Raw genomic sequence first — 25,184 nt, forward strand, 5'->3', positions numbered from 1 at the left:
CACAGCACCTGACCTGGCAAGGAAGGCCCCCGTGGCAGTAACGATCGACGAGCGACGCAGAGCCCCCCGCACCTACGGCAACTGGCGCCGTCCCACCTCGGCCGGGCTGTTCGGGCTCGGCACGTTCGGTACCTACGGCCTGATGATCGGCCTGGTGGTCGTGGTCTTCACGGTGATGATCGCGAACCTGGTCACCGCGGCGGTCGTCTTCGGCGTGCTGGTCCTCGCCGGCGCGACGCTCGTGATCCGCGACGTGCACGGGAAGAACGCCCTGTCGCGCATGGGAGCACGCGCGGGCTGGTTCCGGGCGAGGTCCGCGGGCCTGCACCTCTACCGCAGCGGCCCGCTCGGCCGCGCGCTCTGGGGCACCTACCAGCTGCCGGGCATCCTCGCCCCGACCCGGCTCAGCGAGCACACCGACTCCTACGGCCGCCCGTTCGCCCTGCTGTACACGCCGGCGGTCGGCACGTACTCCGTGGTCATCGGCGCGGAGCCGGACGGCGCGTCCCTGGTGGACCAGGACCAGATCGACAGCTGGGTCGCGGACTGGGGCCACTGGCTCGCGAGCCTCGGGAACGAGATCGGCGTCGAGGCGACGGCGGTCACCGTGGAGACCGCGCCGGACACGGGCACGCGGCTGCGCCGCGAGGTCGAGGCCAACATCGACGACGACGCCCCCGAGTTCGCCCGTGCGATGCTGCGCGAGGCCGCCGCGAGCTACCCCGTGGGTTCGTCCACGGTGCGGGCCTACGTCTCGGTGACGTTCTCCGCCACTCCGCGAGCGGGCGCCAGGCGGCGCGACCCGGACGAGATGGGCCGCGACCTCGCCTCCCGCCTGCCCGGCCTGACCGCGTCCCTCCAGGAGGCGGGCGCGGGCGCCACGCATCCCCTGTCCGCGCAGGAGGTCTGCGAGGTCGTCCGCATCGCGTACGACCCGGCCGTCGCGCCGCTGATCGACGAGGCCCACGCCGCGGGCGAGTGGCCGGAGATCTCGTGGACCGACGTCGGCCCGAGCGCGACCGAGGCCTCGTGGGACTCCTACCGGCACGACTCCGCCCGGTCGGTGACATGGGCGATGTCCGCCGCGCCGTCGGGCGTCGTCCAGTCCGGGGTGCTGGCGCGGCTGCTCGCGCCGCACCACGACATCGCGCGCAAGCGCGTCACCCTCCTCTACAAGCCGATCGACGCCGCCCGCGCGGCCGCGATGGTCGAGGCGGACCTGCGGGCCGCCGAGTTCCGGCAGACCGCGACCCGCAAGCCCGCGGCCCGGGACACGGCGGCCGTCCGCGCCGCGGCGTCCACCGCCGCGGAGGAGGCGTCCGGCGCCGGCCTGGTGAACTTCGGCATGCTGGTCACGGCCACGGTGCTGGACCCGGCCAAGGAGGCCGACGCCCGCGCCGCGGTGGACAACCTCTCGGCGATCGCCCGGCTCCGGATCCGGCCCGTCTACGGCGCGCAGGACTCGGCGTTCGCCGCCGCGCTCCCGCTGGGACTGGTGCTGAGCAAGCACCTGTCGCTGCCCGCCGAGGTCCGGGAGCGCATCTGATGGCGGCGCAGGAGGACGCACGCCCGCAGGGGGTCCGCGGGCTCAGGAGGTCCGACGGCGGCAAGCCCGCCGCCAGGCCGGTCCGCCCGCTGCGACCCGGCCCGCGGGGCTGGTTCGGTCACGGGCGCGGGACGTCGTCGTACATCGAGGCGCCGGACGAGTGGCGCGGGACGACGGTGCAGGTGTGCGGGCTGTTCCCGTTCTCCGTCGGTACCGGGGCGCCGATGATCGGCGTGCCGCTGGGCCGGCACATCAACACCGGCGCGACGCTGTGCTGCGACCCGATCTCCTGGTTCCAGCGGGCCAAGCTGATCAGCAACCCGAGCACGTTCGTGCTGGGCAAGCCGGGCCTGGGGAAGTCCACCGTGGTGCGGCGCATGGCGACCGGGCTCGCCGGGTACGGCGTCATGCCGCTGGTGCTGGGCGACCTCAAGCCGGACTACCTGGACATGGTGCGCGCGCTCGGGGGCCAGGTCATCACCCTGGGCCGGGACCGGGGGTTCCTGAACATCCTCGACCCGGGTGAGGCGACCGGCGCCGCCGCGCGGCTCCGGGCGGCCGGTCACGTGAAGGAGGCGGGCGAGGTGCTCGCCGACGCGCACGGGCGCCGGCTCAACATGGTGCTCGCGCTGCTGACGATCGTGCGCGGCGAACCGCCGTCGGACCACGAGGCCACGCTGCTGGACCGCGCGCTGCGCGTGCTCGACGACGAGCACGACGGCGTGCCCGTGCTGCGGGACCTGCTGAAGGTCATCCAGGTGGGGCCGCCCGCGGTGCGCGCGGTCGCCGTCGACCGCGGCGACGAGGGCAACTACCAGCGCATCACCGAGCGGCTCGAGCGGTCGCTGATCGGGCTGGTCGAGGGCGGCCGGTTCGGCCGGATGTTCTCCGAGCAGACCACCAACCCGATGCGGCGCGACAAGCCCGTCGTGTACGACGTCTCCGCGATCGACGACTCCGAGATGGACCTGCAGGCGGCCGTGCTGCTGGCGTGCTGGTCGGCCGGGTTCGGGACCGTCAACATCGCGAACGTGCTGGCCGACGTCGGGCTGGAACCGCGGCGGCACTACTTCGTGATCCTCGACGAGCTGTGGCGGGCGCTGCGGGCCGGGCGCGGGATGGTGGACCGCGTCGACGCGCTGACGCGGCTGAACCGGCAGCGGGGCGTCGGGATGGCGATGGTCTCGCACACGATGAGCGACCTCCTGGCCCTGCCGACCGAGGAGGACCGGATGAAGGCGAAGGGGTTCGTCGAACGGTCCGGGATGGTGATCTGCGGCGGGTTGCCCGCCGCCGAGATGCCGCAGCTCACGTCGGCGATCCCGATGTCGGAGGCCGAGCAGGAGATGGTGACCGGGTGGCAGGACCCGCCCGCGTGGGATCCCGCGACGGGCCGCGAGACGGCCGCCCCGGGCCTGGGGAAGTTCCTGGTCAAGGTGGGCGGGCGCCCCGGGATCCCGATCACCGTCGAGCTGACGGCGGCCGAGCTCTCGATCAACGACACGAACCAGCGCTGGCACCAGCAGAGCCGGGTGGGTCCCGGCGCGGGCGAGCCGGCGGGATCCGAGGTCGAGGACGACGTCACCAACGTGCGGTCCCGGCCCGCGCTGCTGCCGTCCGAGACGGACTCGCCGTAGGCCGGGCCGCTCGCTCCAGCGCTGCAGAGGGAGGAGTCGGCATGCCGGCCGGCGTCCGCGATCAGGCGCTTCCCGTCGGGCCCTCCTCGCCGGCGGCCTCCCGGGCGCGGCGTTCCGCCGCGCCCGGCCCGGCCGTGCGCCGCGTACCCGCCGCGCTCGCCCCGGCCGCCGTCCCGGCAGGTCCCTCGGCCGGACCGGTGCCGGTGCCCGCGCCGTCGGACCCCGCTCCGCCACCCGGGCGCGCTCCCGGACGGGCGGACGTCCCTGCCGGGGACCTGCCGCCGGCGGCGCTGCCCGCGCCGTTGACGCGAGGCTTGCCGGGCGCCGCGTGACCGCTCCCGCCGCCGCTCGGGTGCGCGACGACGCCGGCCGGGCCCGGCGGACCGGACCAGCCCGGCGCGCCCGGACGGCGGCCGGTGGCGGCGGGCGCACCGGAGGGGCCGGACAGGCCGGAGCCGTTGCTCGGCCTGGCGCCGGTGGGCACCTCGACCGCGGCGGCGTCGGGCAGGTTGCCGCCGCCGGTCGCGGCGCCGACCACCGGCACCACGAAGCGCATGAGCGCGGGCAGCGCCAGCACCGCGAGGACCATGAACATGAGCCCGGCGAGCACGGAGTAGAGGCCGGTTCCGCCGTCCGAGCACAGGTCGCCGCTCGTGCACGCGTTCCACGCGCCGGCCTCGCCGGACGCGCGCCCGGGCGGTGCGCCGACGAGCTGGAAGGCTCCCGCGTAGATCACCGCCGCCGCGGGCTTGTACAGGATGAAGGCCGCGATCCACCCGACGGAGCGCTTGAACCACGTCTGTCCCGTCTCCGTGGTGGTGGCCGAGGCGGCGAGCGGCAGGACTCCCGCCAGGACGACGAGCATCCCGGAGCGGGCGATCATCAGGATGATCTGCGCGAAGGACACGAGGATCGCGGTCAGCCCCAGGATGATGATCGTGAGCGAACCCAGCTCCAGATCGGCGACCGCCCTGTCCGGACCGGGGATGACGAGGATGTCGCTCATGCGTTCCTCGAAGCACGCGGCCGTCTCCGACGGCCCGCATCCCAGGGATCGATCGATGATCCACCGCGAGAAGCTGTCGGAGATCGCGATGAGGGTCTGGATGATCGTCACGCCCGCGCCGGCCACCACGACCAGGGTGATCATCCCCCGTACGAGGTCCCTGCCCGGCTGGGCCCGCTGCTCCCAGGCCATGCGGATCCCCGCGATGATCACGGCGACCACCGCGGCGGCACCCATGTACCACCACAACGCGGACTGCAGGAAGTAGACGGCCCCGCCGCCACGGGGCCCGCTCCCCTCGAGCACGAAACCCGCGAGGCTCGACGCACCGCCGATGAGGACCACCCCGCCCAGGACCAGCCCGATGCGCCCGACGGCGGCCGTACGCTCCCCGCGCCTCGCCCGCGCGCCGATCCGGGCCAGGAGCAGGATGAGCCCGACCGCGGCGACGACCAGCCCGATCCACTGCAGGTAGCCCAGCACCTCGGAGACGTCCCGGCCGGCTTCCGCCGCGAGGTCACCGGCGGCGGCGCCGGTCCGGTCGCCGGCGCGCAGGTCGACGGGCGAGACGTCGACCCACATCCCGCCCAGCGACGAGACCACGTCGCCGGTCGCCTCGACGACGCCCCGGCGCAGTTCGTCCAGGGCCCCGTCGAACGCGGTCGCGGCCGCCTCCTTCGCGCACCTGCCGGGATCGAGCAGCGTGGTGGCGTCACAGGCCATGGCTATTCCACTCCCCACGGGATGTACCCGGCGGCATCCGGGATCTCCGCCATCGAGCCGGGATCCATGCCGCCGGAGTCCAGTTTCCAGTCACCGTCCCGCCAGATCAGCGGGTAGACGAGGGAGAAGTACAGCTCGTCGCCGTCGACGACCGCCGTCGCCGCGATCTCGACGCGTGCCGACCCGCCGTCGTAGGAGAGCAGCCGGAACCCCGCGGGCGCGAACCTGACGTCCGGGTCCGCGGGCCGTCGCGCCGCGGCCAGCAACTGCTCCCGCGATCCGCCGGGTGCGACGAAGTGCTCCGCGAACGCCGCCTTCACGGTCCCGTCGGTGGCTTGCGCCAGCGCGTTCGACGCGGCGTACAGCGCTCCTTCGGGGGACCGCTGGTAGCAGTGGCGCACCCCCTCGTCGGTGACGGCCCCGGGTCCGTGGTCGGCCGAGACCGGGTACGGCACGGTGACCTGGTACTCCCAGGCGTCCACCTCGGGCGCGCTGGTGAGCCGCCCTTCCGTGACCTCGCCCTCGAGGCCGCAGACGCTGGGCTCGTCGGCCGGCGCGGCGGACGAGGGCGCCGTGGAGCCGGCGGGCTCGCTGACCGGCTCGGGCGTCTCCTCGTCGGTGAGGAGCAGGACGACGGCGAGCAGGATCACGCCGGCCACCGCCACCGCGGCGACGAGGAATCCCGGCCGGCTGAACGGGCTCGGTGCGTCTGCGGCGTCGTTCATCGTGCCTAGCCGGCGATCCAGCCGACCACGCTGATGGCCGCGCCGATGCCCATCGCGGCGCCCATCGACCAGGCGAGGCCCTGCACGTGCTCCTGGCCGTCGCCGCGCCGCGAGGCCCAGGCCCACCCGGCGATCTGACCGATCAGACCGAGGGCCACGATGACGAGCCCGATCCACTTCGCGGCGCCGAGGATGCGTGCCATGCCGTCGCTCAGGCCGGCGGGGGCCTGCGGCTCGGGGTCGGGAATGGCCTGGGGAACGACGGTCACGATCTCGGCCGCGACGTCGGCCACTGCCGAGATGAGTTCGATCGACACGAGGAGGTTCCTTTCAGCGGGACAAGCCGGTGGAGCCCTGACCGGCCAGGGCGTTCAGGTCTTTGACGATCTTGCGGACGGGGTCCGGGGCGGAGGCCGGCGACGGCGGCACCCCGAGGCGCCAGTCCTCGACCCACGGGAAGTTCCACACGCGGGGGACGCCGCCCGCGACGTCCTTGGCGAGATCCCTGAGCGGCTTCGGCAGGGCTCCGGGCGCGTCGGCGACGACGACCAGCCCGACCACCTCCGCGAAACCCACCTGCCCGGACGCCCACTGGGTCGCGGCGATCCGCGCGGTCTCGAGGCCGACGGCGTTCGACCGGGCCGCGAGGACCACCCGTGCGCCCTCTTGCCCGGTGTACGGCCAGCCGTGCTGTGCCGGCCGCCAGTCCGGGTCGAGGAGCGCCAGCGAGGTCTCGCCCGCGCCCCCGTGGACGCCGAGGATCCACAGCCGCGCGGCGGCGTCGTGCCGGACGACGCGCAGACCCGTGCCCGCGCGCGGTCCGGGCACGCCGCGCTGCGGCGCCGTCGGGCCGGTCGCGGGGGGCAGCTCATGTCCGGTCTGCCCGGGCTGGGACGGGAGCCGTCCTGCGACCGCCGCTGCGGGCACGGGGGATTGCGCCTGCCCGTTGACCCAGGGGTTACCGCCGTCGTCCACTGCCTGTTCCTCCTGATGGCCCGCATGATCGGGCACCGACCCCGCCGTGCCCGAAGATAGCCCGGATGGTGCGCCCGCACCAGTAAAAGGCCGCAGTTCCGCCGAGGTCCGATCTGTAGTGATACGGCGGATGTGCCGCTCATCGGTGCGGGCGATTGACGGCCGCCCGGCCGGCCGTAATCCTTTCGGTGTCCTCGTCCACGTGCAAGGAGCGGCCGTGACCCCATGGGCCACAGTGATCAGCCTGGCAGCGACCCTGACGGTCCTCACCGGATGCACCTCCGGGCCGGACGCCGCCGACCGCGCCCGCACGGCGTCACCCGGCCCCGCGCCGTCGTCGTCGGCCTGGCCCACGGAAGTCGCTCCCCTGCCGACGGCGTCGGGCGTGATCATCGACGAGGACACCGGCGAGGTCTACGAGCCCGAGCAGCTCCCCGAGTGGGACGGCGCGTCGCGCCGGACCGCCCGCGACGCCGCGGTCGCGGTCATGGAGGCGTTCGCCGCGACCGACGTGCCCCGGGACACGTGGTGGCGGAGGCTCGAACCCCACCTCACCCAGCTCGCCGCGCAGGACTACGCCTGGGTCGACCCCGCGAACGTCCCGGTCGGCCGCGTCACGGGCGAGCCGGAGATCGTCGAGGCCGGCAGCGGCTACGTCGGCCGGGTCGAGGTCCCCACCGACATCGGCCCGTACCTCGTCACCGTCGTCCGCGAGGACGCGGACGCGCCCTGGCTCGTCGACCGGCTCACGCCACCCGCGGAGTGACGGGATGAACGACAAGGCCGCCCGCATCGGGGCGGTCCTCCTGCTCCTGAGCCCGCTCGGCCTGCTCGCGTTCCTGTTGTTCTTCGTTCTCGTCGCGAGCGACTCGAACGCGGCGGTCTGCAACCCGGACCGCGGGATCACGGCCACGATCGACGACGACGTCGTCCCCGACGTCGAGGGGTACGACGCCGAACAGCTCACCAACGCCGCCCACATCATCCGGGCCGGCTCCGACCTGAAGCTGAGCGGCCGCGACGTCACCATCGGCGTCATGACCGCCATCGGCGAGTCGACGCTCCGGGTCCTGGACCACGGCGACGCCGCCGGCCCGGACAGCCGTGGCCTGTTCCAGCAGCGCGCCAACGGCGCGTGGGGCTCCTACGCCGATCGCATGGACCCGTACATCAGCGCCACCAACTTCTTCGAGGTGCTGCGCGACGTCGAGGGCCGGGACGCCCTCCCGCCCACGATCGTCGCCCACCGCGTGCAGGTCAACGCCGACCCCTATCACTACGAGCCGTTCTTCGCCGACGCCGTCACCATCGTCGAGGCCATCGGCGGCGTCGACCTCGGGCTCGAGCAGCGCGACGGCGGCGCGGCGTGCTCGGGCATCCCCGCGGAAGAGGGCGAGGTCGCCCCGGGCGGCTGGGCGCAACCCGGCCGCGGGCCGGTCACCTCGGGTTTCGGGATGCGCACCAACCCCGTGACCGGGATCTACCGGCTGCACGCGGGGACCGACCTCGCCGCGGGCGGTTGCGACGGCCCCATCTGGGCCGCGCAGTCCGGCACGGTCACGTTCGCCGGGTTCGACAGCTCGGGCACCGGCATCATCGAGATCGACCACGGCCGCGGGACCATCACCAAGTACCTGCACATGTGGTCGCACGGGATCAACGTGAGCGTGGGGCAGCGGGTCGAGGCGGGGCAGCCGATCGGCCTGGTGGGCGACTCCGGCAACTCCACCGCCTGCCACCTCCACTTCGAGGTCCACGTCAACGGGCAGCCCACGGATCCCGAGCCCTTCATGACCCGGGTGGGGGCGCCGCTCGCCTGACCCGGCGAGGGGCAGCCGAGGACGCAGGGAGTGTGATCTTCGTCACGGAACCTCGAATCGGGTGAATTCGTGACCTCATCCAGCCATCCCGGTTGATGGCGGTTGGCGGGAAAGTTGCTCCGGGCGCACGCTTTCCCGCCCTGGTCCGCGTCGCTAGTTTCAAGGGCACGCAAGGGGATTCGAATTGCGCGCATCGCGCCTGAGCCATGGGGGTAGCTCCTTGAAGCACGCAGCACCGAAGAAGAGGACCGGCTCGTCGCCGGTCACCCGCCTCGTCGCGACCGTGGGCATGACCGCGGCCGCGGCAGGTGCGGCAGGCCCGGCCCTGGCGGCCGAGCTGCCGGCGACCGAGCTCGACCTCAGCAACCTGCCCACCACCGATGTCGTCGAAACCCCCAGTGCTGACGACATCGTCTCCAACCTGCCGGCCACCCCGGCCGCCGGAGGCGTGGCGCAGGGCCTGGCCGGCAAGGCGACCGCACTCACCAAGGGCGCCATGCCCGCGGCGATCGCCCCGGCCGCCACGAACGTCGCACCCGACTACACGCTGCCCGCGTTCTCCGCGCGGGGTGTCACCGGTACGGCCGGCTCGGCCGCCGGCACCGTCCTCGGCACTGCCGGTTCGGCGGTGCCCGGCACCGTCGCGGCCGTCCCGGCCGTCGCGGAGCAGGCCACGACCCCGGCGGCGGCCGTCGTCGCGAACCTGCCCGGCGCGGCCTCGGGCGCGACGGCGCTGGCCGCGAGCGTCCTCGGGAACCTGCCGGGCACCGTCGCGCCGGTCACCAACGCCGTCGCGGGGGCGCTCTCCACGACGCTGAACGGGATCGTCCCCGGCGTGGCCGGCCCGGTCACGGACCAGGTCGTGCCGGGAACGGTCGGCGCCGTGAAGAACGACGTCGTCCCGGGGGTGACCGGCCCCGTGACGGAGCAGGTCGTGCCGGGCACCGTCGGCCACGTCAAGGACGGCATCGCGCCCGGCCTGCTGACCGGCGCGCAGGCGGTCAAGTCCACCGCCAAGCACACCGTGAAGGAGGCTCCGGCCGCCGTCGCGGGCGTGGCCGGCCCGGCTGTGGACGGCACCGTGGGCGCCGTCGACGGCCAGGGCGTCGTCGGCGGCATCGCCGGGACGGTCGCCGACGCGACCGGCACGTCCGGCGTCGTCGCCGGCGTGACGGAGAAGGTCGCCGGCGTGACCGGCAAGGTCGACGGCGTCACCGGCACCGTGGACGGCGTGACCGGCAAGGTCCAGGACACGGCCGGCACGGTCGGGTCGACCGTCGCGGACGTGCCCGTGGCGGGCGACGTCGTGGGCGGGGCGGCCGAGAAGGTCACCGGCACGGTCGACGGCGTCACCGGCGCCACGGGCCTGGACGGCGTGACCGGTACGGTCACGGGTCTGGCCGACTGACGAGAACACCGTTCCCGTCGCGCTCCACGAGCGGGTTCCCGGCTGCGGCCGGGGGCCCGCTCGCGTGCGTCCGGCGAGGCGACGAATTCCAGGGCATGGTGTTCCGGCGGTACTGCGTGACCGATTTGACCCGCTGTGACACCATCGTTATCGTGCGCAGGCATAGATCGCCCGTTCCGGTGATATGCGCGCCACGCCGGAACGGCACGGTCCACCAGCAAGGGCAAGGTGCCGAAGGACTCACGGGTTCCACCGCACAGTTCGGAGCAGCTGATGAAGCAGGCGAAGATGACTCTCAAGAGCACGGCGAAGAAGCACGTCAACCGCGTTGTCGCCACGATCGCCCTGGCGACGGCCGCGGGTGCCGCGACGGCACCGGCCTTCGCCGCCGACCCTGACTCCGAGCGCGGCGCGGACGGCTACGGCCGTGACCTCGGCGCCGACGGCCACCGCGCGTTGTTCGGCGGCACCGGGCACGGCGTCCAGGTGAACGACGACGGCACGGTCACGGTGCGGGCGGACGTCGCCGACGGGTCCGGCGACCACGGGGACGGCGTCCCGGCCGGCGGCGGGGACCAGGTGAGCGACGCCGCGCTCGGTGGACTCGTCTCCGAGATCGTCGAGGGGGCGGCGGCCGCCGCGGAGGCGGGCGTGGTCGGCGATGACGCGACCGATGACGCCGGGGCCCCCGCGGACGACGTGCTGTCCGGCGTCGTCGAGGAGACCGTCGAGGTCGTCGACGAGACTGCCGGTGCGGTCGGCGAGACGGCCGAGCAGGTGACGGAGGCTGCCGCCGAGGTGGCGGAGCCCGCCGCGGAGGTGCTGCCCGAGACGGAGTCCGCCGGGTCCCGTCCGCAGGAGGCGCAGCAGGGCGCCGGGAACTCGGGGAACTCCGGGAAGCAGGCCGGGCCGGACGCCGGGCAGGGCAAGGGCGAGAAGAACGAGGGCTCGCAGCAGGAGTCCGGTGGCGACTCGGACGAGGACGTCCCGCGGCTCGAGCGCGGCCTGGAGAAGGACGCGGAGTACTGGGCGCCGCTGGACATCGACTACGGCCTGTCCGGCGACTCCGAGGACCTTCCGCCGGCCGTCCCCGCCGACGAGGACGCCGCGAGCGGCGACCTGCTGGCCTTCGAGGCGACCGCCAAGGCGCTCGGCTACGACGTCGACGGCGAGCGGACGGACTACCAGCCGCGGCACAAGGCCGCGGACCTCGGCGACGAGCCGCAGGCGCTCGACGTGGGCCAGGTCGTGGCGGACGCCGGGCGCGTGCTCTCGGACGCTCTCGCCGACATCGAGGTCACGGTGTCAACCGACGACGGCCGGATCGAGGCCGACGCCGAGGTCGGTGGCGCCACGGTCCACGTCGGCGCCGGGCAGGACGGGCTTGCGGCCGAGGCCGGCGTGCCGGGCGTCGCGGACGCCACGGTCGACGCGAACGACCGGGGCGTCGGCGTGTCGGCCGGGGTCGCGGAGACCGCCGGGGCCGACGTGCGCGCGGGTGTCCCCGCGGGCGACGTGGCGGAGCGGACCGGCGACGCCGCGCAGCTGCCGACGGCCGCGCCGGCCGGCGAGGAGACCGTTGCCGGCGGCGGTGCGCGCGAGAACATGCTGCTCGCCGACCGGGGCGCCGAGTACGACACCGGCGCCGAGTACCTGTCGCACACGCCGAGCGCCCTCGACGAGGTGGGCGAGGCGGCCGACGCCGCGACCGAGCAGGCCACCATCGACGCGCCGCTGCGGATGGCGACCACGGGTTCCGAGGCCGCGGCGCTGACGGGCGCGGCCGGGGCGCTGGTCGTGGGTGGCGCGGCCGCCCTCGTCATGGCCAACCGGACCGGGCGCCGGGAGGCCGCGTTCGCGCTGTCGAAGACCCGCCCGGCTCTCTGATCGCGACGTTCGCCGGGGCTTCCCGCCATCAGGCGGGACCCGGTGACGCGAAACACCACCCGCGCGCAACCACCGTTGCGTATACGCACAATATGTGACTTCCCTTCTGCGCGGATAGACTCGCCGGCATGGCTCAGAACGACTTCGTGCTCCGCCCCTTCGAGGGGCTTTCCGGCGAACCTGATTGGGTCGCGTTCCGTGAGGTGGTGCCGTCGGCGACGGGGACGGCGCGCACCACGTCCGAGTACGGGTCGCGGGACGTCACCGTCGTCACGAACCTCCCGGCGGGCTGGGTCGCCCTCCACCGGGCCGACGGCGCGATCCTGCTCGCGGTGCAGGGTCTGGTCGGGTCCGGTGACGTCAGCCGCGACCTGGCCGCCGCCCTGCTCGCCGCGCTCGACGCCGAGCCCGGCACGCCCGTCGAGCCCGCCGGCGTGCCCGCCGCGGACGCGCCGCGCCTGCAGGACGTCCTCGACCCGGCGGTCCCCTTCGAGGTGACGGTCCAGGACGGTTTCGACTACTGGCTCGCGCCCGACGCCGAGGTCACGCCGGACGTCAAGGCGTCGCTCGAGGAGGCCGCGGCGAGCGCGATCCCGACGGTGAAGCTCGACGGCGTCGAGGCCGCGTACTGGTGCCGGATGTCCAAGGAGTTCGTCAGGTGGGCACGCCCGGAGCCCGAGGACGAGTTCGTCGACGCGATCGCCCGGCTCCAGGCCAAGCGCGAGTCAGGACTCGCCGGTGGGCGTTTTCTCGGCATGTTCCGCGCGTCGGGCCTGATCGTGCCCGTCTGGGAGCTGCCCGCCGGCACCGAGGCGGACGTCCTCGCGGAGCCCCTCGCGGACCTCGCGGAGCGGCTCACGAAAGCACTTTCCACGGAGGCGCCCCTCGATGCGAACGAGCGACGCGCGAGAGCGGGTATCGTCTCGCGGCAGGTCACGCTCCGGTGAGACGGGCGACGCTCATATCACCGGGTGTTCACCGGAACTTCCCAACTCTTGGAGTAGGATCCCACGGGTAAACCTTTGCACTTCGTTGTGCCGAGGTTGCCCGTCAGCACGCAGACCAACGCTCTAGGCAGGACAGGTGTGAACGCTCTTCCGGTCGCTAAGACCCGGCGTCCGACCAGCAGTCGACAAGGGAAGAACGTCCAGCGGGCCGCGGTGATCGTCCCCGCCAAGGACGAGGCCGAGACGATCGCCTCGACGGTGCGGTCGGCCCGCGCGATTCCTCACGTCGATCTCGTGCTGGTCGTCGACGACGGGTCCGAGGACGACACGTCGAACGTCGCCCGCGCCGCGGGCGCCGTCGTCGTCCGTCACTCGCACAACCGCGGGAAGGCGGCCGCGATGGAAACCGGCGCGGCCGTCGTCGCGATGCGTGACGTCGAGGACCGGCCCGCCCGCCTGCTGCTGTTCATCGACGGGGACCTGGGCGACACCGCCGTCAACACCGCTCCGCTCGTGCGGCCGGTCCTGGAGGGCGTGGCCGACGTCGCGATCGCCCTCCTGCCGAAGCAGGCCGGGGCCGGGGGCCGGGGGATCGTCGTGGGGACGGCACGCAAGGCGATCCAGGGCATGACGGGCTGGAGCCCCAAGCAGCCGCTGTCGGGGATGCGGTGCATCACCCGGGAGGCCTTCGAGGCCGCCACGCCGCTGGCCAAGGGCTGGGGCGTGGAGACGGGGATGACGATCGACCTGCTGCGCAAGGGGTACGTCGCCGTCGAGGTGCCGTGCGACCTGAAGCACCGGGTGTCGTCGAACGACCTCAAGGGACAGATGCACCGCGCGGCCCAGTACCGGGACGTCCTGGTGGCGGTGAACTTCCGCAAGCTGAGCGGGGCCGTGAACTCGGTGCGGCACCCGAACCACGTACGGTCGTGAGGGCGCGGGGTTCCGCGCCCTCACCACGTCACTTGACCGGGGTCAGAACCTCCTGGCCGCCCAGGTACGGGCGCAGCGCCTCGGGGACGTGGATCGAGCCGTCCGGGAGCTGGTGGTTCTCCAGGATGGCGACGATCCAGCGGGTCGTGCCCAGGGTGCCGTTGAGGGTGGCGACGGTGCGGGTCGAACCCTCTTCGGTGCGCTCGCGCACGTTGAGGCGGCGGGCCTGGAACGTGGTGCAGTTCGACGTCGAGGTGAGCTCCAGGTAGCGCTCCTGGGTGGGGAGCCAGGCCTCGCAGTCGAACTTGCGGGCGGCGCTCGAGCCGAGGTCCCCGGCCGCCGTGTCGATGACGCGGTAGGGCAGCTCGACCTTGGCGAGCATGGCCTCTTCCCAGGCGAGGAGGCGTTCGTGCTCGGCGGCGGCGTCCTCCGGGCGGCACCAGCTGAACATCTCGACCTTGTGGAACTGGTGCACGCGGATGATGCCGCGCACGTCCTTGCCGCCCGAGCCCGCCTCGCGGCGGTAGCAGGCGCTCCAGCCCGCGTAGCGCAGGGGGCCGTCGTTCAGGTCGAGGATCTCGTCCGAGTGGTAGCCGGCGAGCGCCACCTCGGAGGTGCCGACCAGGTAGAGGTCGTCCTTCTCGAGGCGGTAGATCTCGTCGGCGTGCTTGCCGAGGAAGCCGGTGCCCTGCATGGTCTCCGGCTTGACCAGGGTCGGCGTGATGACCGGGGTGAAGCCGTGCTCCACGGCCTGGTCCATGGCCATGTTCAGCAGGGCCAGCTCGAGCCGCGCGCCGATGCCCGTGAGGTAGTAGAACCGCGAGCCCGAGACCTTGGCGCCGCGCTGGGTGTCGATCGCGGCGAGGCCCTCGCCCAGGTCGAGGTGGTCGCGCGGCGTGAAGCCCTCGGCGGCGAAGTCACGCGGCGTTCCCTCGTGCCGGAGCACGACGAAGTCCTCCTCGAGGCCCTCCGGTGCGCACTGCGTGACGTTGGGGATCGTCCACAGGATCTCGTCGAGGCGCGCCTGGGCGTCGTTCGCCGTCGTCTGCAGGTCCTTGACCCGCTGCGCCAGGTCCTTCGTGCGGGCCAGCAGCTGGGCCTTCTCGTCGCCGGAAGCCTGCGCGACCTGCTTGCCGAGCGACTTCTGCTCGGCGCGCAGCGACTCGAACTCCGCCAGGGAGGACCGGCGCGTCGCGTCGGCCTCCAGGGCCGCGTCCACCAGGGCGGGGTCGTCTCGGCGGGCCGTCTGGCTCGCGCGCACGACATCGGGGTTCTCGCGCAGCTGCTTCAGATCGATCACGCGCACAGCCTACTTCCCTGGGGCGCCCCGGCCCTGGGGTTTTGTCCCCGGCGTCCGCGCCGGCCGGCGCGAGGATAATCACCCCCATGGACTGGCAGGTGTGGCTCGGCGTCGCCGCGATCGTCATCGCCGTGGCCGCGCTGGTCGTCGCGCTCCTGATCTACGCGCGGGTGGCGGTCATGCGGCGTCGCATCGGGCCGCTGATTCCCCAGGCGGCGGCCGGCGACGGGCCGCGCCACATCGCCGTCGTCCTCAATCCGTCGAAGAACGGGACGGCCGGGCTGCGCAGCCGCGTGCGGGCGGCGTGCGTCGAGCGGGGGCTGCCGGCGCCGGTCTTCTACGAGACGTCCGTGGCCGACCCCGGGCAGGGCCAGACGCGGCGGGCGATCGAGGAGGGGGCCGACGTCGTGGTCGCGGCGGGCGGGGACGGCACGGTGCGCGCGGTCGCTGAGGTGCTCGTGGGCGGGGACGTGCCGATGGGCGTCATTCCCGTCGGCACGGGGAACCTGCTGGCGCGTAACCTCGACGTGCCCGTCGCGGACGTCGAGCGGGCGATCGCCGTGATCCTCGACGGGCGCACGCGGGCGATCGACGTCGGCTGGCTGCGGGTGGAGGAGTTCGCGCGCGACGACGACGAGCTCCCGGGCGAGCCGCCGCACGTGACCGACAAGGAGCACATCTTCCTGGTCATCGCGGGTCTCGGGTTCGACGCCGCGATGGTCGCCGGGGCGGACCCCGAGCTGAAACGGCGGGTCGGCTGGGTGGCGTACTTCCTCGCCGGCGTGCCGCACATGCGGGGCCGGCGGCTGCGGGCGCGCATCTGGCTCGACGACGAGCCGCCGGTCGACGCCCGCCTGCGCAGCGTGATGATCGGCAACTGCGGCCGGCTCCCGGGCGGCATCACGCTGCTGCCCGACGCGGTGCTGGACGACGGCGTGCTCGACGTCGCCGCGGCCGACGTGCGCGGAGGCGTGTTCGGCTGGGCCCAGCTCACGGCCGAGGTCGCGATGCAGGGCTTCGGCGTGAGCTCCGACCTGCCGGAGAAGCTCGGGCGGATCGACCACTCGACGTGCCGCCGGGCGCGCGTCCGCGTCTCCGGCGGCGACGAGGTCCAGGTCGACGGGGATCCGCTGGGGCGGGCGGTGGAGGTCTCGGCCCGGGTGGAGCCGTCGGCCCTGAGGGTCCGCGCCCGCTGAGTCGCGGCCGTGAACCGGCACCGACCGGGGCCGCGACGCGCGACGCGTCCTGCCGGCCCGATCGCGGCCGCCGCCCGGGTTCCTGCCCGGGTCGCCGGTGAACCCGCAGGTGAACGGAGGATGTCAGCGGGGCGACGTAATGTTGCCGCGTGACACGGGTTCATCGGGGCGGGGCGCTCGCGTTCCTGACGCTGCTGGCGGTGCTGGCAGCGGTGCTGGTCGTGCCCGGGGCGTCGGGGTTCGGGGCCGCCGGCGGCAGCTCCGGAGCCGTGTCCGAGGCCCGGGCCGCGGTGCCCGAGGGGCCGGTGGTGCTGATCGGGACCACGGGCATCCGGTGGCGTGACCTGACGGGTACGCGCGGCGACCTCGCACCGGGTGAGGTCGCCGTGGCCGCCCCGTTCCTCGCGGGCCTCCTCGACGGCGGACGCGCCCGGCGCGCCCCGGCGGACGTCGCCGCGCTGTCCCTGACGACCGGAGCGGCGGCCCGCTGCCCGGCCGGCGGGTGGCTGGCCCTGTCCGCCGCGGGCCCTGCCGAGTCGTCGGCCGCACGGGACGCGCCCTGCGGCGAACCGCGCACGGACCAGGCGGCCGTCGCGGGAACAGGCGCGTGCCCGGGCGAGGATCGCCCGCGGTCGAGGCCGGGTTGCGCGTCGGGCGGCACCGTCGCGTCCGTCGTCACGGACTGGCAGGGGTGGCAGGGCCTGCAGCGACGTTCCGCCTACGGCGCCCGGCTCGGGCGCCTCGGCGAGGCCCTGGACGGCGTGTGCACGACGGCGATCGGGCCGGGCGCGGCGATCGCGCTGGCGCGGGCGGACGGCTCGGTCGGGCGGTACGCCGAGCGCGCCGCGCCGGGGCGGTTCGGGTGCCCGGTCACGGTGGTGGACGCCGGGAGCGCGCTGCTCACCGCGGCCGAGGTCGAGCGCGACGACGCCGGCGCACTGCGGGCCGTGCGGGTGGCGGCCGTGGACAACGAGGTCCGGCGGGTCCTGGACGCCGTCCCGGACGACGCGACGGTCGTGATCGCGGACCTGGCGAACCAGGTCGAACGGCAGCCGGAGCTCGGCGTCGGCCTGGTCCTGAGGCCCATGCCCGTGTCCGGAGACGCCGTGTCCGGCGACGTCATCTCCGACGACGCCGTGTCCGACGACTCCGTGTCCGGCGACGCCGGGGCGCCCGGCTACCTCACGTCGTCGGCGACCCGGACCACCGGGGTGGCGCGCGCGGCCGACCTGCCCGGGACGCTGCTGGCCGCGGCGGGCCTGCCCGGCGCCGGCGGGATCGAGGCGACGCCGCTTCTCGCGGGCGAGGCCAGGCCGGCGGCCGGAGCCGAGGCCGCCGACGCCCTGGCGGACCTGACCGAACGCGACCACGCCCGGCGTGGCGCCTACACGGTCCTCGTGGGTGCGGGGTTCTGGGTCGCGCTCGCGCTGGCCGCAGCGTGCTGGTGGGCGGGCGCCCGCGCCCGCCGGAGGCTGCTCCCCGTGCCGCCCCGGTGGCGCCGTGCGGCGCGCGGCGCCGCCCTGTTCCTGGGCGCGCTCCCGGCCGCCGGATTCCTGGCGTCCCTGACCGGCTGGTGGCGGTTTCCCGCGCCGTCCCTCGCTCTCGGCCTGGCGGTGACGGCGATCGCCGGGCTGGTCGCCGGCGCCGTCGCGCTCCTGCCGGGAGTCATCGCACGCCCGGCAGGCGCCTCGTGGCCGGCGCCAGGCGTCCTGGCCGGGCTCACGTTCGTGGTGCTCACCGTGGACGGCCTGCTCGACACGCCGCTGAACCGGGCCGCGCCGCTCGGGGCGGCCCCGTCGTACGGGGCGCGGTTCTACGGGTTCGGGAACCCGACGTTCTGCGTCTACGCGGTCGCGGCGATCGTGCTGGCGGGGGCCGTGGCGCAGTGGCTCGTGTCCCGCGGGCGGCGCGGGGCCGCCGCCCTGGCGGTCGCCGGGATCGGGGCGGTGGCCCTGGTCGTGGACGTCCTGCCCCGGTTCGGCGCGGACCTCGGCGGCGGCCCCGCCCTCGTCCCCGCCTTCGCGGTGCTCGGCATCGCCGCCTACGGCGGGCGGGCGGGCGTGTGGCGTATCGCGGCGGTCACCGCGGGCGGCGTCCTCCTGGTCGCGGCCGTCGGCGTCGTCGACTGGCTGCGGCCGGAGGCGGAGCGGTCGCACCTCGGGCGGTTCGTCGCCGACGTCGTCGACGGCGAGGCGTGGGCCTTGCTGGCCCGCAAGGCCGGCTACGCCCTCCGGTCCGTGCTCGCCGGTCCGTCGGTGTGGGTCGCCGTGCTCGTGCTGGTGGCCGTCGCCGTCGTCCTGTTCACCGCCGTGCCGGGCCGGCGGATCGAACCGCTCTGGTCCCGGTCCGCGCGCGAGGCGTGGCCCCTGCTGCGGCCCACGGCCGCGGCGATCTGGCTGGTGGCGGTGGCCGGATCATTCGTGAACGACTTCGGCCTGCGCATCGCCGTCCTCTGCCTCCTGGTGGCGCTACCCTGGCTGACACTCGCATCCCTGCGGCAGGACGGGGTTCGTCATGAACAGATCTAGGACCCGGGCGGCGCACGGCGTGACCGGCTCGCCCGCGCCGTCGCCGGGCGTCGTGCCCTGGCTCGTCGCGCTCGACATCGACGGGACGCTCGTCACCTACGACGAGGTGCTGTCGGACGCCGCGCGCGACGCGGTGGCCGACGTCCGGGCCGCGGGTCACCACGTGGTCCTCGCCTCGGGCCGCTCGCTCATCTCGATGACGCCGCTCGCCGCGGAGCTCAAGATCGACGAGGGCTGGATCGTCGCCTCGAACGGCGCGGTGGTCGCCCGCCTGGACCCGGCGGCACAGGAGGGCTACGTCCTGGAGCACGTCGAGACGTTCGACCCGGAACCCGCGCTGCGCCTGCTGCGCGAGCACCTGCCGGAGGCCCGCTACGCGGTCGAGGACGTCGGCATCGGCTTCCGGCTCACCGAGCACTTCCCCGACGGCGAGCTCCAGGGCAAGCACGAGATCGTCGACTTCGAGGAGCTGTGGGCCGGAGACGTGACCCGCGTCGTCGTGCGCGCCCCCGGCCGCACGAGCGCCGACTTCCACCGGCTCGCCGAGGCGGTCGGCCTGGAGGACGTCACCTACGCCGTCGGCTGGTCGGCCTGGATGGACATCGCGCCGATGGGCGTGACGAAGGCGTCGGCGCTCGAGCGGGTGCGCGGCGAGCTCGGCGTGCCGGCGGAGCGGACGATCGCCGTCGGCGACGGGGCGAACGACATCGACATGCTCCGCTGGGCGGCGCGCGGCGTGGCGATGGGACACGCCTCGGAACCCGTCCGCTCCGCGGCCGACGAGGTCACGGCCGGTATCGAGGGCGACGGCGTCGTGGCGGTCCTCCGCAGCGTGTTGGACAGTCGTCCACACGGTTAACATCGACCGCTATTTCCGCCTGAATCACGGACACGGCTATGTGCAGCGGCATGAATCGGATACCTTGTGATCTGTCTCACCGGTGCGGGTGAGATTCAACGAGGCGACGCCGGAGGTATGCGGCATGCAATGGGAGCCCATGTCGTCCACACGGACGACCGAACCCGTCACCGTTCGCGTTGGCCCCGCGCATGCCGCAACGACCACCCGGAGGCCGGACGCCCGGCCCGTGCTCGCACAGGCGGTCGACACCGCACTCGTCGCCCTCGACATCGACGGCACCATCGCCGTGTCCGGAACCTCCGAGATCACCGGGCCCGTGCGTGACGCCGTGGCGCGCGTGCGCGCGGCGGGACACCACGTCGTGCTCGCCTCGGGCCGCTCGCTCGTCGGGATCGTGCCGATCGCCCGGGAGCTCGGCATCAGCACCGGCTGGGTCGTGGCGTCGAACGGCGCGGTCACCGCCCGCCTGAGCCCCGGCACCACCGGCGGTTACCAGCTCTCGGACGTGCGCACCTTCGACCCCGAGCCCGTGCTGCAGCGCGCGCTGGCCCTGATGCCCGAGGTCAACCTCGCCGTCGAGGAGATCGGCTGGGGCTACCGCGTCCTCGACCGCTTCGCGGAGGGCGGGATCAACGGGGCGCAGGAGGTGGTGCCGCTCGCGGACCTCTGGTCCGTCCCGGTCACCCGCGCCGTCGTCAAGGGCCCCCGGGCGGCGGAGGTGCTGCTCGGGCCGCTCCGCTCGCTGGAGGTCACGGCGACCCCGGCCGCCGAGGACTGGATCGACGTCACCCCGATGAACCTCTCCAAGGCGACGTCCCTGGAGATCATCCGCCGCACGCTGCACGTGTCGCAGGAACGGACCATCGCCGTCGGCGACGGCGTGAACGACCTCGAGATGATGGAATGGGCGGCGCGCGGCGTCGCGATGGGCCACTCGTCCGACGCCGTCAAGGCGGGCGCGGACGAGATCACCGGAACCCTGGCCGACGACGGCCTGGTCCCGGTGCTCCTGTCGGTCTGAGAGCGTTTGCGCGAACTGACGCGGGGTCAGTCGCGAGCCGTCAGGATGATCGGCCCGTCCTCCGTGACGGCGATGGTGTGCTCGCTGTGCGCGCCGCGGGAGCCGTCCTTCGAGCGGAGGGTCCAGCCGTCCGGGTCGGTCCAGATCTCGTCGGTGGTCTCCAGGAACCACGGCTCGACGGCGATGACCAGGCCCGGCTTGAGCGGGAAGCCGCGCCCGGCGCGCCCGTTGTTCGGGACGTGCGGGTCGCCGTGCATGGTGCGGCCGACGCCGTGCCCGCCGAAGTCCGTGTTGATCGAGTACCCGGCGGCGTGCCCGACCTCGGCGATGGCCACCGAGATGTCACCGATCTTGTTGCCGGCCGTGGCCGCCGCGATGCCGGCCGCCAGGGCCAGCTCCGTGGTGCGGATCAGCTTCGCGTCGGCCTCGGCCCGGCCCGGCAGCGCGTCGCCCACCACGAGCGACAGCGCGGAGTCGGACACCCAGCCGTCCACGGAGCAGGCGAAGTCGATGGACAGCAGGTCGCCGTCGCGCAGCGAGTAGTCGAACGGGAGGCCGTGCAGGACGGCGTCGTTCACGGACGTGCAGATCACCTTGCCGAACGGCATGGCGCCGAACGACGGGTGGTAGTCGATGTAGCACGACTCGGCGCCGCGGTCGCGGATCATCTTGTGCGCGAGCTCGTCGAGCTCGAGGAGGTTCACCCCGGGCTTCGCAGCCTCCCGGACCGTGGTCAGCACCTCGGCCACGAAGCGGCCGGCGGGCCGCATCTCCTCGATCTCGCGGGGCGTCCTGAGCTCGATCATGTCCGTCCTTCGGGTCGGCGCGTGGTGGAAGTTCCTTGTGAAGATCCGCGCGTGGCCTCGCCGGGAGGCAGGCGCGGGGACAAGCCTACGTCGCGCGGGCAAGGTCGCGTGCTGCGACGTGTCGTCCTATTGCAACTGTTTCGTAATGTTGCAACAACGTTGAAATGCTTGCGTTCCGTGCCGAAGCAGGGTTGCGTAGGTCTTGGGTGGGCCCGGCGTTGGTGTCGGGATGTCCCCGCACGTCAGATTCATTTACCACATGGCAGTGGAGGAACCGATGAGGATCCAGAAGTCCGGCGTACGACGCCGAGGGCTCGCTCTGGCGGCCGGCGTCGCAAGCACGGCGCTCCTGCTGGGCGCCTGCGCCGACACGGGAGACGGCGGCGGCGGGGGTGGCGGCGGCGAGGCTGAGGCCTACGAGATCGACTGCTCCGCCTACGAGGAGTTCGGTGACCTCGAGGGCAAGAAGGTGTCGGTCTACACCACGATCGTCGAGCCCGAGGCCGAGACCCAGCAGGCCTCGTACGAGCCGTTCGAGGAGTGCACCGGCGCCGAGATCGAGTACGAGGCCTCCCGCGAGATGGAGGCCCAGCTCCCGGTCCGCGTCCAGGCCGGCAACCCGCCGGACATCGCGATCATCCCGCAGCCGGGACTGCTGCAGACCCTGGTCCGTGAGTACGACGCCGTGCTGCCCGCTCCCGAGCAGGTCGTGGCGAACGTCGACTCGGGCTGGGCCCCGGAGTGGAAGGAGTACGGCACGGTCGACGGCACGTTCTACGCCGCGCCGCTGGGCTCCAACGTCAAGTCGTTCGTCTGGTACTCGCCGAGCATGTTCTCCGAGGCCGGCTACGAGGTCCCGGAGACCTGGGACGACATGATGGCGCTCACCGAGGAGATCGCCGCGAACAACGAGGGCGCCACGCGCCCGTGGTGCGCGGGCGTGGAGTCCGGCGACGCCACCGGCTGGCCGGGCACCGACTGGATCGAGGACGTCGTGCTGCGCACGGCGGGCCCGGACGTCTACGACCAGTGGTACACGCACGAGATCCCCTTCGACGACCCGAAGATCATCGAGGCGTTCGACGCCGCGGGCGAGATCCTCAAGAACGAGGACCACGTGAACGGCGGCCTCGGCGGCGTCGACTCCATCGCGACCGCGCCGTGGGGCGAGGCCGGCTACCCGATCCTCACCGGTGACTGCTGGATGCACCGCGCCGCGAACTTCTACGCGACGCAGTGGCCCGAGGGCACCGAGGTCGGCCCGGATGGTGACGTCTACGCGTTCTACCTGCCGTCCATGTCGGCCGAGGAGAAGCCGACCCTCGTGGCCGGCGAGTTCATCGGCGCGTTCACGGACCGCCCCGAGGTCCAGGCGTTCCAGACCTACCTGTCGTCGGCGGACTGGGCCAACGCCAAGGCCGCGGCCACCCCGAGCGGCGGCTGGGTCAGCGCGCACAAGGAGCTCGACCCGGCGAACCTCGCGACCGACTTCGACAAGATGTCGGCCGAGATCCTGGCCGACGAGGCGACGGTCGCCCGGTTCGACGCGTCCGACCTGATGCCGGCCGCCGTCGGCGCCGACTCGTTCTGGCAGGGCATCACGGAGTGGTTCGCGAGCGACGCGTCCAGCAAGGACATCGCGGGCGACATCGAGAAGTCCTGGCCCAAGGACTGATACACATCCCGACCCACGCGGCCGGGGTAGTGCCTCCCGCCGCGAGGTAGGGCCGGGCACCGCGAGGTAGGGCCTCTCGTAGGCCCTACCTCGCGGCGCAAGGGCCGGCCTCGCGCACCCGGGCGCTGCCTCGGCGGTGGGTGTCATCCTCGGAGTCAGGAGTTTCCCGTGGACTGGCTACTGCACGCCGGTGACGACCCGGTGCAAAAGCTGCTTCTCATGCTCATCGCCATCGCCCTGTTCGTGGGGCTGATGGCCGTCATCCTCTTCGTCGTCGACCGGCCGCGGAACCCGCCGCGGTGGTTCGTCGGCTTCGGTTTCATCGGCGTCGCGCTGCTGTTGCTGACGCTCGGACTGCTGTACCCGGCGGTGTCGACCATCGGGAAGTCCTTCCTGCGGCGCAACTCGGACGATTTCATCGGCCTCGACAACTACGTGCGGGCGTTCACCGAGCCCCAGTTCCTGATCGTGCTGGGGAACACGGCGCTGTGGGTGCTCGTGGCGCCTCTCATCGCGACCTTCTTCGGCCTCGTCTACGCCTACCTCGTGGACCGCAGCCGGTTCGAGAAGGTCGCCAAGGGGCTCGTGTTCCTCCCCATGGCGGTCTCGATGGTCGGCGCGTCGCTCATCTGGAAGTTCGTCTACGACTTCAAGCCGGCCGGCGTCGACCAGACGGGCCTGCTCAACCAGTTCCTCGTCTGGCTCGGCGGTGAACCGCAGCAGTTCCTGCTGCTGGACCGGCCGTGGAACACGTTCCTCATCATGAACGTCTTCATCTGGATCCAGACCGGTTTCGCGATGACGCTGCTGTCGGCGTCGATCAAGGCGATCCCGACCGACATCGTCGAGGCGGCGAAGCTCGACGGCGTCAGCGGGTTCGGCATGTTCTGGCGGATCACGATCCCGAGCATCCGCCCGGCGCTCGTCGTCGTCCTCACCACGATCGCCATGACCACGCTGAAGACGTTCGACATCGTCCGGACGATGACGGCCGGCAAGTTCGACACGTCCATCGTGGCTCTCGAGTTCTACGAGCAGGGCTTCCGGCAGCAGGACGCCGGCATGGCCGCGGCGCTGGCCGTGCTGCTGTTCGTCATCGTCATCCCCGTGATCGTGTACAACGTGCGGCAGATGCGCAAGGTGGAGGAGATCCGATGAGTGCAGAGGCGACGACGACGAAGCCCGCACGCCCGGCGTCGGACATCAACGGCCGCGCGCGCAAGGCGCGCAAGGCGCTCAGCAACCCGTGGGCCAGCACCCTGGCGATCGTCATCGCGATCCTGTGGACGCTCCCGACGGTCGGGCTGCTGGTCACGTCCTTCCGGCCGGAGTTCGACATCAAGACGAGCGGGTGGTGGACGGTCTTCGGGCAGGCGGCCTCCGGCGAGGGCGTCGTGACGTTCAAGAACTACGAGGAGGCGCTGTTCGGTAGTTCGACGAACATGTTCGACTTCTTCGTGAACTCGTTCGTGGTGACGCTGCCCGCGGTGTTCATCCCGATCTCGATCGCGCTGCTCGCGGCCTACGGCTTCGCATGGATCGAGTTCAAGGGGCGCGACATCCTGTTCGTGGCGGTGTTCGCGCTGCAGATCGTGCCGATTCAGATCACGCTGGTGCCGCTGCTGACGGGGTACGTCAGTCTGGGCATCAACGGCACGTTCTGGGCGATCTGGTTGTCGCACTCGGCGTTCGCGCTGCCGCTGGCGATCTTCCTGCTGCACAACTTCATGAAGGAGGTTCCCCGGTCGCTGGTCGAGGCCGCCCGGGTCGACGGGGCGGGGCACGTGAAGATCTTCTTCCAGGTGATGCTGCCGCTGCTGACGCCGGCCATCGCCGCGTTCGGGATCTTCCAGTTCCTGTGGGTGTGGAACGACCTGCTGGTCGCCCTGGTCATGGGTGATCTGCGGACGTTCCCGCTGACCGTGCGGATCGCCGAGCTGGCGGGGTCGCGTGGTGGGGACTGGCACGTGCTCTCGGCGGGGGCGTTCATCTCGATGGTGGTGCCGGTGATCGTCTTCCTGGCGCTGCAGCGGTACTTCGTGCGGGGGATGCTGGCCGGCGCCGTCAAGGGCTGAGCCCCGGATCGTCCGACGAGGCCGGAAACACGACGACAGACGGAACGACATGGTGTCGTTCCGTCTGTCGTCGCGTTTCCCACCGCACCCGGTCCTGGGTGCGGCCCTGCGGGT

21 protein-coding genes are annotated in these 25,184 nt (G+C 73.1%); 15 read left to right on the top strand and 6 right to left on the bottom strand.

Features of this window, described 5'->3' with window-relative positions; translation table 11 throughout:
* Positions 1 to 31: 31 nt before the first annotated feature.
* On the top strand, positions 32 to 1,546 hold the full coding sequence (locus ABD208_RS12060; RefSeq protein WP_344103040.1) for an SCO6880 family protein: 1,515 nt from the start codon (positions 32 to 34) through the stop codon (positions 1,544 to 1,546).
* Positions 1,546 to 3,183, top strand: coding sequence for an ATP/GTP-binding protein (locus ABD208_RS12065; RefSeq protein ID WP_344103042.1), 1,638 nt, complete (start codon positions 1,546 to 1,548; stop codon positions 3,181 to 3,183). The genes ABD208_RS12060 and ABD208_RS12065 overlap by 1 nt, the downstream gene beginning before the upstream one ends.
* A 61-nt stretch (positions 3,184 to 3,244) precedes the next feature.
* Here the strand turns inward: ABD208_RS12065 and ABD208_RS12070 are convergent, their stop codons facing one another.
* From ABD208_RS12070 to ABD208_RS12085, 4 genes are read right to left on the bottom strand one after another with little or no spacing between them, the layout of a single operon-like run.
* Entirely contained in the window at positions 3,245 to 4,912 is a 1,668-nt protein-coding gene (locus ABD208_RS12070; protein ID WP_344103045.1) for a hypothetical protein, read from the bottom strand.
* Between the two features lie 2 nt (positions 4,913 to 4,914).
* Positions 4,915 to 5,637, bottom strand: coding sequence for a DUF8175 domain-containg protein (locus ABD208_RS12075; protein ID WP_344103047.1), 723 nt, complete (start codon positions 5,635 to 5,637; stop codon positions 4,915 to 4,917).
* Between the two features lie 5 nt (positions 5,638 to 5,642).
* Positions 5,643 to 5,954, bottom strand: a complete 312-nt coding sequence (locus ABD208_RS12080) for a hypothetical protein (protein ID WP_344103049.1) — start codon at positions 5,952 to 5,954, stop codon at positions 5,643 to 5,645.
* 13 nt (positions 5,955 to 5,967) lie between these two features.
* Positions 5,968 to 6,612 carry a DUF6668 family protein gene (locus tag ABD208_RS12085; RefSeq protein ID WP_344103051.1) on the bottom strand — a complete coding sequence of 215 codons (645 nt, stop codon included), beginning with the start codon at positions 6,610 to 6,612 and terminating at the stop codon, positions 5,968 to 5,970.
* A gap of 217 nt (positions 6,613 to 6,829) precedes the next feature.
* On the opposite strand from ABD208_RS12085, the gene ABD208_RS12090 reads away from it, so the two are divergent.
* The 6 genes from ABD208_RS12090 (at position 6,830) to ABD208_RS12115 (ending at position 13,607) form a co-directional block, all read left to right on the top strand.
* Complete coding sequence (locus ABD208_RS12090; protein WP_344103053.1) at positions 6,830 to 7,378, top strand: hypothetical protein; 549 nt, start codon at positions 6,830 to 6,832, stop codon at positions 7,376 to 7,378.
* Positions 7,379 to 7,382: 4 nt separating this feature from the next.
* Positions 7,383 to 8,432 (top strand): M23 family metallopeptidase, encoded by a 1,050-nt coding sequence (locus tag ABD208_RS12095; RefSeq protein WP_344103055.1) that lies wholly within the window; start codon positions 7,383 to 7,385, stop codon positions 8,430 to 8,432.
* A gap of 220 nt (positions 8,433 to 8,652) precedes the next feature.
* Positions 8,653 to 9,840, top strand: coding sequence for a hypothetical protein (locus ABD208_RS12100; RefSeq protein WP_344103057.1), 1,188 nt, complete (start codon positions 8,653 to 8,655; stop codon positions 9,838 to 9,840).
* A gap of 288 nt (positions 9,841 to 10,128) precedes the next feature.
* The gene (locus tag ABD208_RS12105) at positions 10,129 to 11,727 is read left to right on the top strand and encodes a hypothetical protein (protein ID WP_344103059.1); all 1,599 of its coding nucleotides are present in this window, start codon (positions 10,129 to 10,131) and stop codon (positions 11,725 to 11,727) included.
* A gap of 128 nt (positions 11,728 to 11,855) precedes the next feature.
* Positions 11,856 to 12,674 carry a DUF5926 family protein gene (locus tag ABD208_RS12110; RefSeq protein ID WP_344103061.1) on the top strand — a complete coding sequence of 273 codons (819 nt, stop codon included), beginning with the start codon at positions 11,856 to 11,858 and terminating at the stop codon, positions 12,672 to 12,674.
* A gap of 138 nt (positions 12,675 to 12,812) precedes the next feature.
* The gene (locus ABD208_RS12115) at positions 12,813 to 13,607 is read left to right on the top strand and encodes a glycosyltransferase (RefSeq protein ID WP_425561103.1); all 795 of its coding nucleotides are present in this window, start codon (positions 12,813 to 12,815) and stop codon (positions 13,605 to 13,607) included.
* Between the two features lie 28 nt (positions 13,608 to 13,635).
* On the opposite strand, the gene serS is transcribed toward ABD208_RS12115, so the two are convergent.
* The gene (serS, locus tag ABD208_RS12120; protein ID WP_344103064.1) at positions 13,636 to 14,907 is read right to left on the bottom strand and encodes a serine--tRNA ligase; all 1,272 of its coding nucleotides are present in this window, start codon (positions 14,905 to 14,907) and stop codon (positions 13,636 to 13,638) included.
* A gap of 86 nt (positions 14,908 to 14,993) precedes the next feature.
* On the opposite strand from serS, the gene ABD208_RS12125 reads away from it, so the two are divergent.
* The 4 genes from ABD208_RS12125 (at position 14,994) to ABD208_RS12140 (ending at position 20,514) form a co-directional block, all read left to right on the top strand.
* The gene (locus tag ABD208_RS12125) at positions 14,994 to 16,103 is read left to right on the top strand and encodes a diacylglycerol/lipid kinase family protein (protein ID WP_344103066.1); all 1,110 of its coding nucleotides are present in this window, start codon (positions 14,994 to 14,996) and stop codon (positions 16,101 to 16,103) included.
* Positions 16,104 to 16,252: 149 nt separating this feature from the next.
* A complete protein-coding gene (locus ABD208_RS12130) occupies positions 16,253 to 18,631 on the top strand; it encodes a hypothetical protein (RefSeq protein WP_344103068.1) in 2,379 nt (792 codons plus the stop codon).
* Positions 18,618 to 19,490, top strand: a complete 873-nt coding sequence (locus tag ABD208_RS12135) for an HAD family hydrolase (protein WP_344103072.1) — start codon at positions 18,618 to 18,620, stop codon at positions 19,488 to 19,490. The genes ABD208_RS12130 and ABD208_RS12135 overlap by 14 nt, the downstream gene beginning before the upstream one ends.
* Before the next feature lie 229 nt (positions 19,491 to 19,719).
* Complete coding sequence (locus ABD208_RS12140; protein WP_344103074.1) at positions 19,720 to 20,514, top strand: HAD family hydrolase; 795 nt, start codon at positions 19,720 to 19,722, stop codon at positions 20,512 to 20,514.
* Positions 20,515 to 20,540: 26 nt separating this feature from the next.
* On the opposite strand, the gene map is transcribed toward ABD208_RS12140, so the two are convergent.
* Positions 20,541 to 21,320, bottom strand: coding sequence for a type I methionyl aminopeptidase (map, locus tag ABD208_RS12145; protein WP_344103076.1), 780 nt, complete (start codon positions 21,318 to 21,320; stop codon positions 20,541 to 20,543).
* A gap of 277 nt (positions 21,321 to 21,597) precedes the next feature.
* Here map and ABD208_RS12150 point away from each other — a divergent pair, with 277 nt between their 5' ends.
* The 3 genes from ABD208_RS12150 to ABD208_RS12160 all read left to right on the top strand — a co-directional run bounded on the left by ABD208_RS12150 (position 21,598) and on the right by ABD208_RS12160 (position 25,070).
* Positions 21,598 to 22,995, top strand: coding sequence for an ABC transporter substrate-binding protein (locus ABD208_RS12150; protein ID WP_344103078.1), 1,398 nt, complete (start codon positions 21,598 to 21,600; stop codon positions 22,993 to 22,995).
* A gap of 168 nt (positions 22,996 to 23,163) precedes the next feature.
* Positions 23,164 to 24,153 (top strand): carbohydrate ABC transporter permease, encoded by a 990-nt coding sequence (locus tag ABD208_RS12155; RefSeq protein WP_344103080.1) that lies wholly within the window; start codon positions 23,164 to 23,166, stop codon positions 24,151 to 24,153.
* Positions 24,150 to 25,070 (top strand): carbohydrate ABC transporter permease, encoded by a 921-nt coding sequence (locus tag ABD208_RS12160; RefSeq protein WP_344103082.1) that lies wholly within the window; start codon positions 24,150 to 24,152, stop codon positions 25,068 to 25,070. Before ABD208_RS12155 ends, ABD208_RS12160 begins: the two co-directional genes overlap by 4 nt.
* Positions 25,071 to 25,184 lie beyond the last annotated feature (114 nt).

The sequence above is a fragment of the Myceligenerans crystallogenes genome (assembly GCF_039529775.1).
Taxonomy (GTDB): domain Bacteria; phylum Actinomycetota; class Actinomycetes; order Actinomycetales; family Cellulomonadaceae; genus Myceligenerans; species Myceligenerans crystallogenes.

Coding starts and splice junctions, on each gene's coding strand:
- ABD208_RS12065 (WP_344103042.1), top strand. CDS start 1,546: ATGGCGGCGCAGGAGGACGCACGCCCGCAGGGGGTCCGCGGGCTCAGG.
- ABD208_RS12070 (WP_344103045.1), bottom strand. CDS start 4,912: ATGGCCTGTGACGCCACCACGCTGCTCGATCCCGGCAGGTGCGCGAAG.
- ABD208_RS12075 (WP_344103047.1), bottom strand. CDS start 5,637: ATGAACGACGCCGCAGACGCACCGAGCCCGTTCAGCCGGCCGGGATTC.
- ABD208_RS12095 (WP_344103055.1), top strand. CDS start 7,383: ATGAACGACAAGGCCGCCCGCATCGGGGCGGTCCTCCTGCTCCTGAGC.
- ABD208_RS12105 (WP_344103059.1), top strand. CDS start 10,129: ATGACTCTCAAGAGCACGGCGAAGAAGCACGTCAACCGCGTTGTCGCC.
- ABD208_RS12110 (WP_344103061.1), top strand. CDS start 11,856: ATGGCTCAGAACGACTTCGTGCTCCGCCCCTTCGAGGGGCTTTCCGGC.
- ABD208_RS12125 (WP_344103066.1), top strand. CDS start 14,994: ATGGACTGGCAGGTGTGGCTCGGCGTCGCCGCGATCGTCATCGCCGTG.
- ABD208_RS12135 (WP_344103072.1), top strand. CDS start 18,618: ATGAACAGATCTAGGACCCGGGCGGCGCACGGCGTGACCGGCTCGCCC.
- map (WP_344103076.1), bottom strand. CDS start 21,320: ATGATCGAGCTCAGGACGCCCCGCGAGATCGAGGAGATGCGGCCCGCC.
- ABD208_RS12150 (WP_344103078.1), top strand. CDS start 21,598: ATGAGGATCCAGAAGTCCGGCGTACGACGCCGAGGGCTCGCTCTGGCG.
- ABD208_RS12160 (WP_344103082.1), top strand. CDS start 24,150: ATGAGTGCAGAGGCGACGACGACGAAGCCCGCACGCCCGGCGTCGGAC.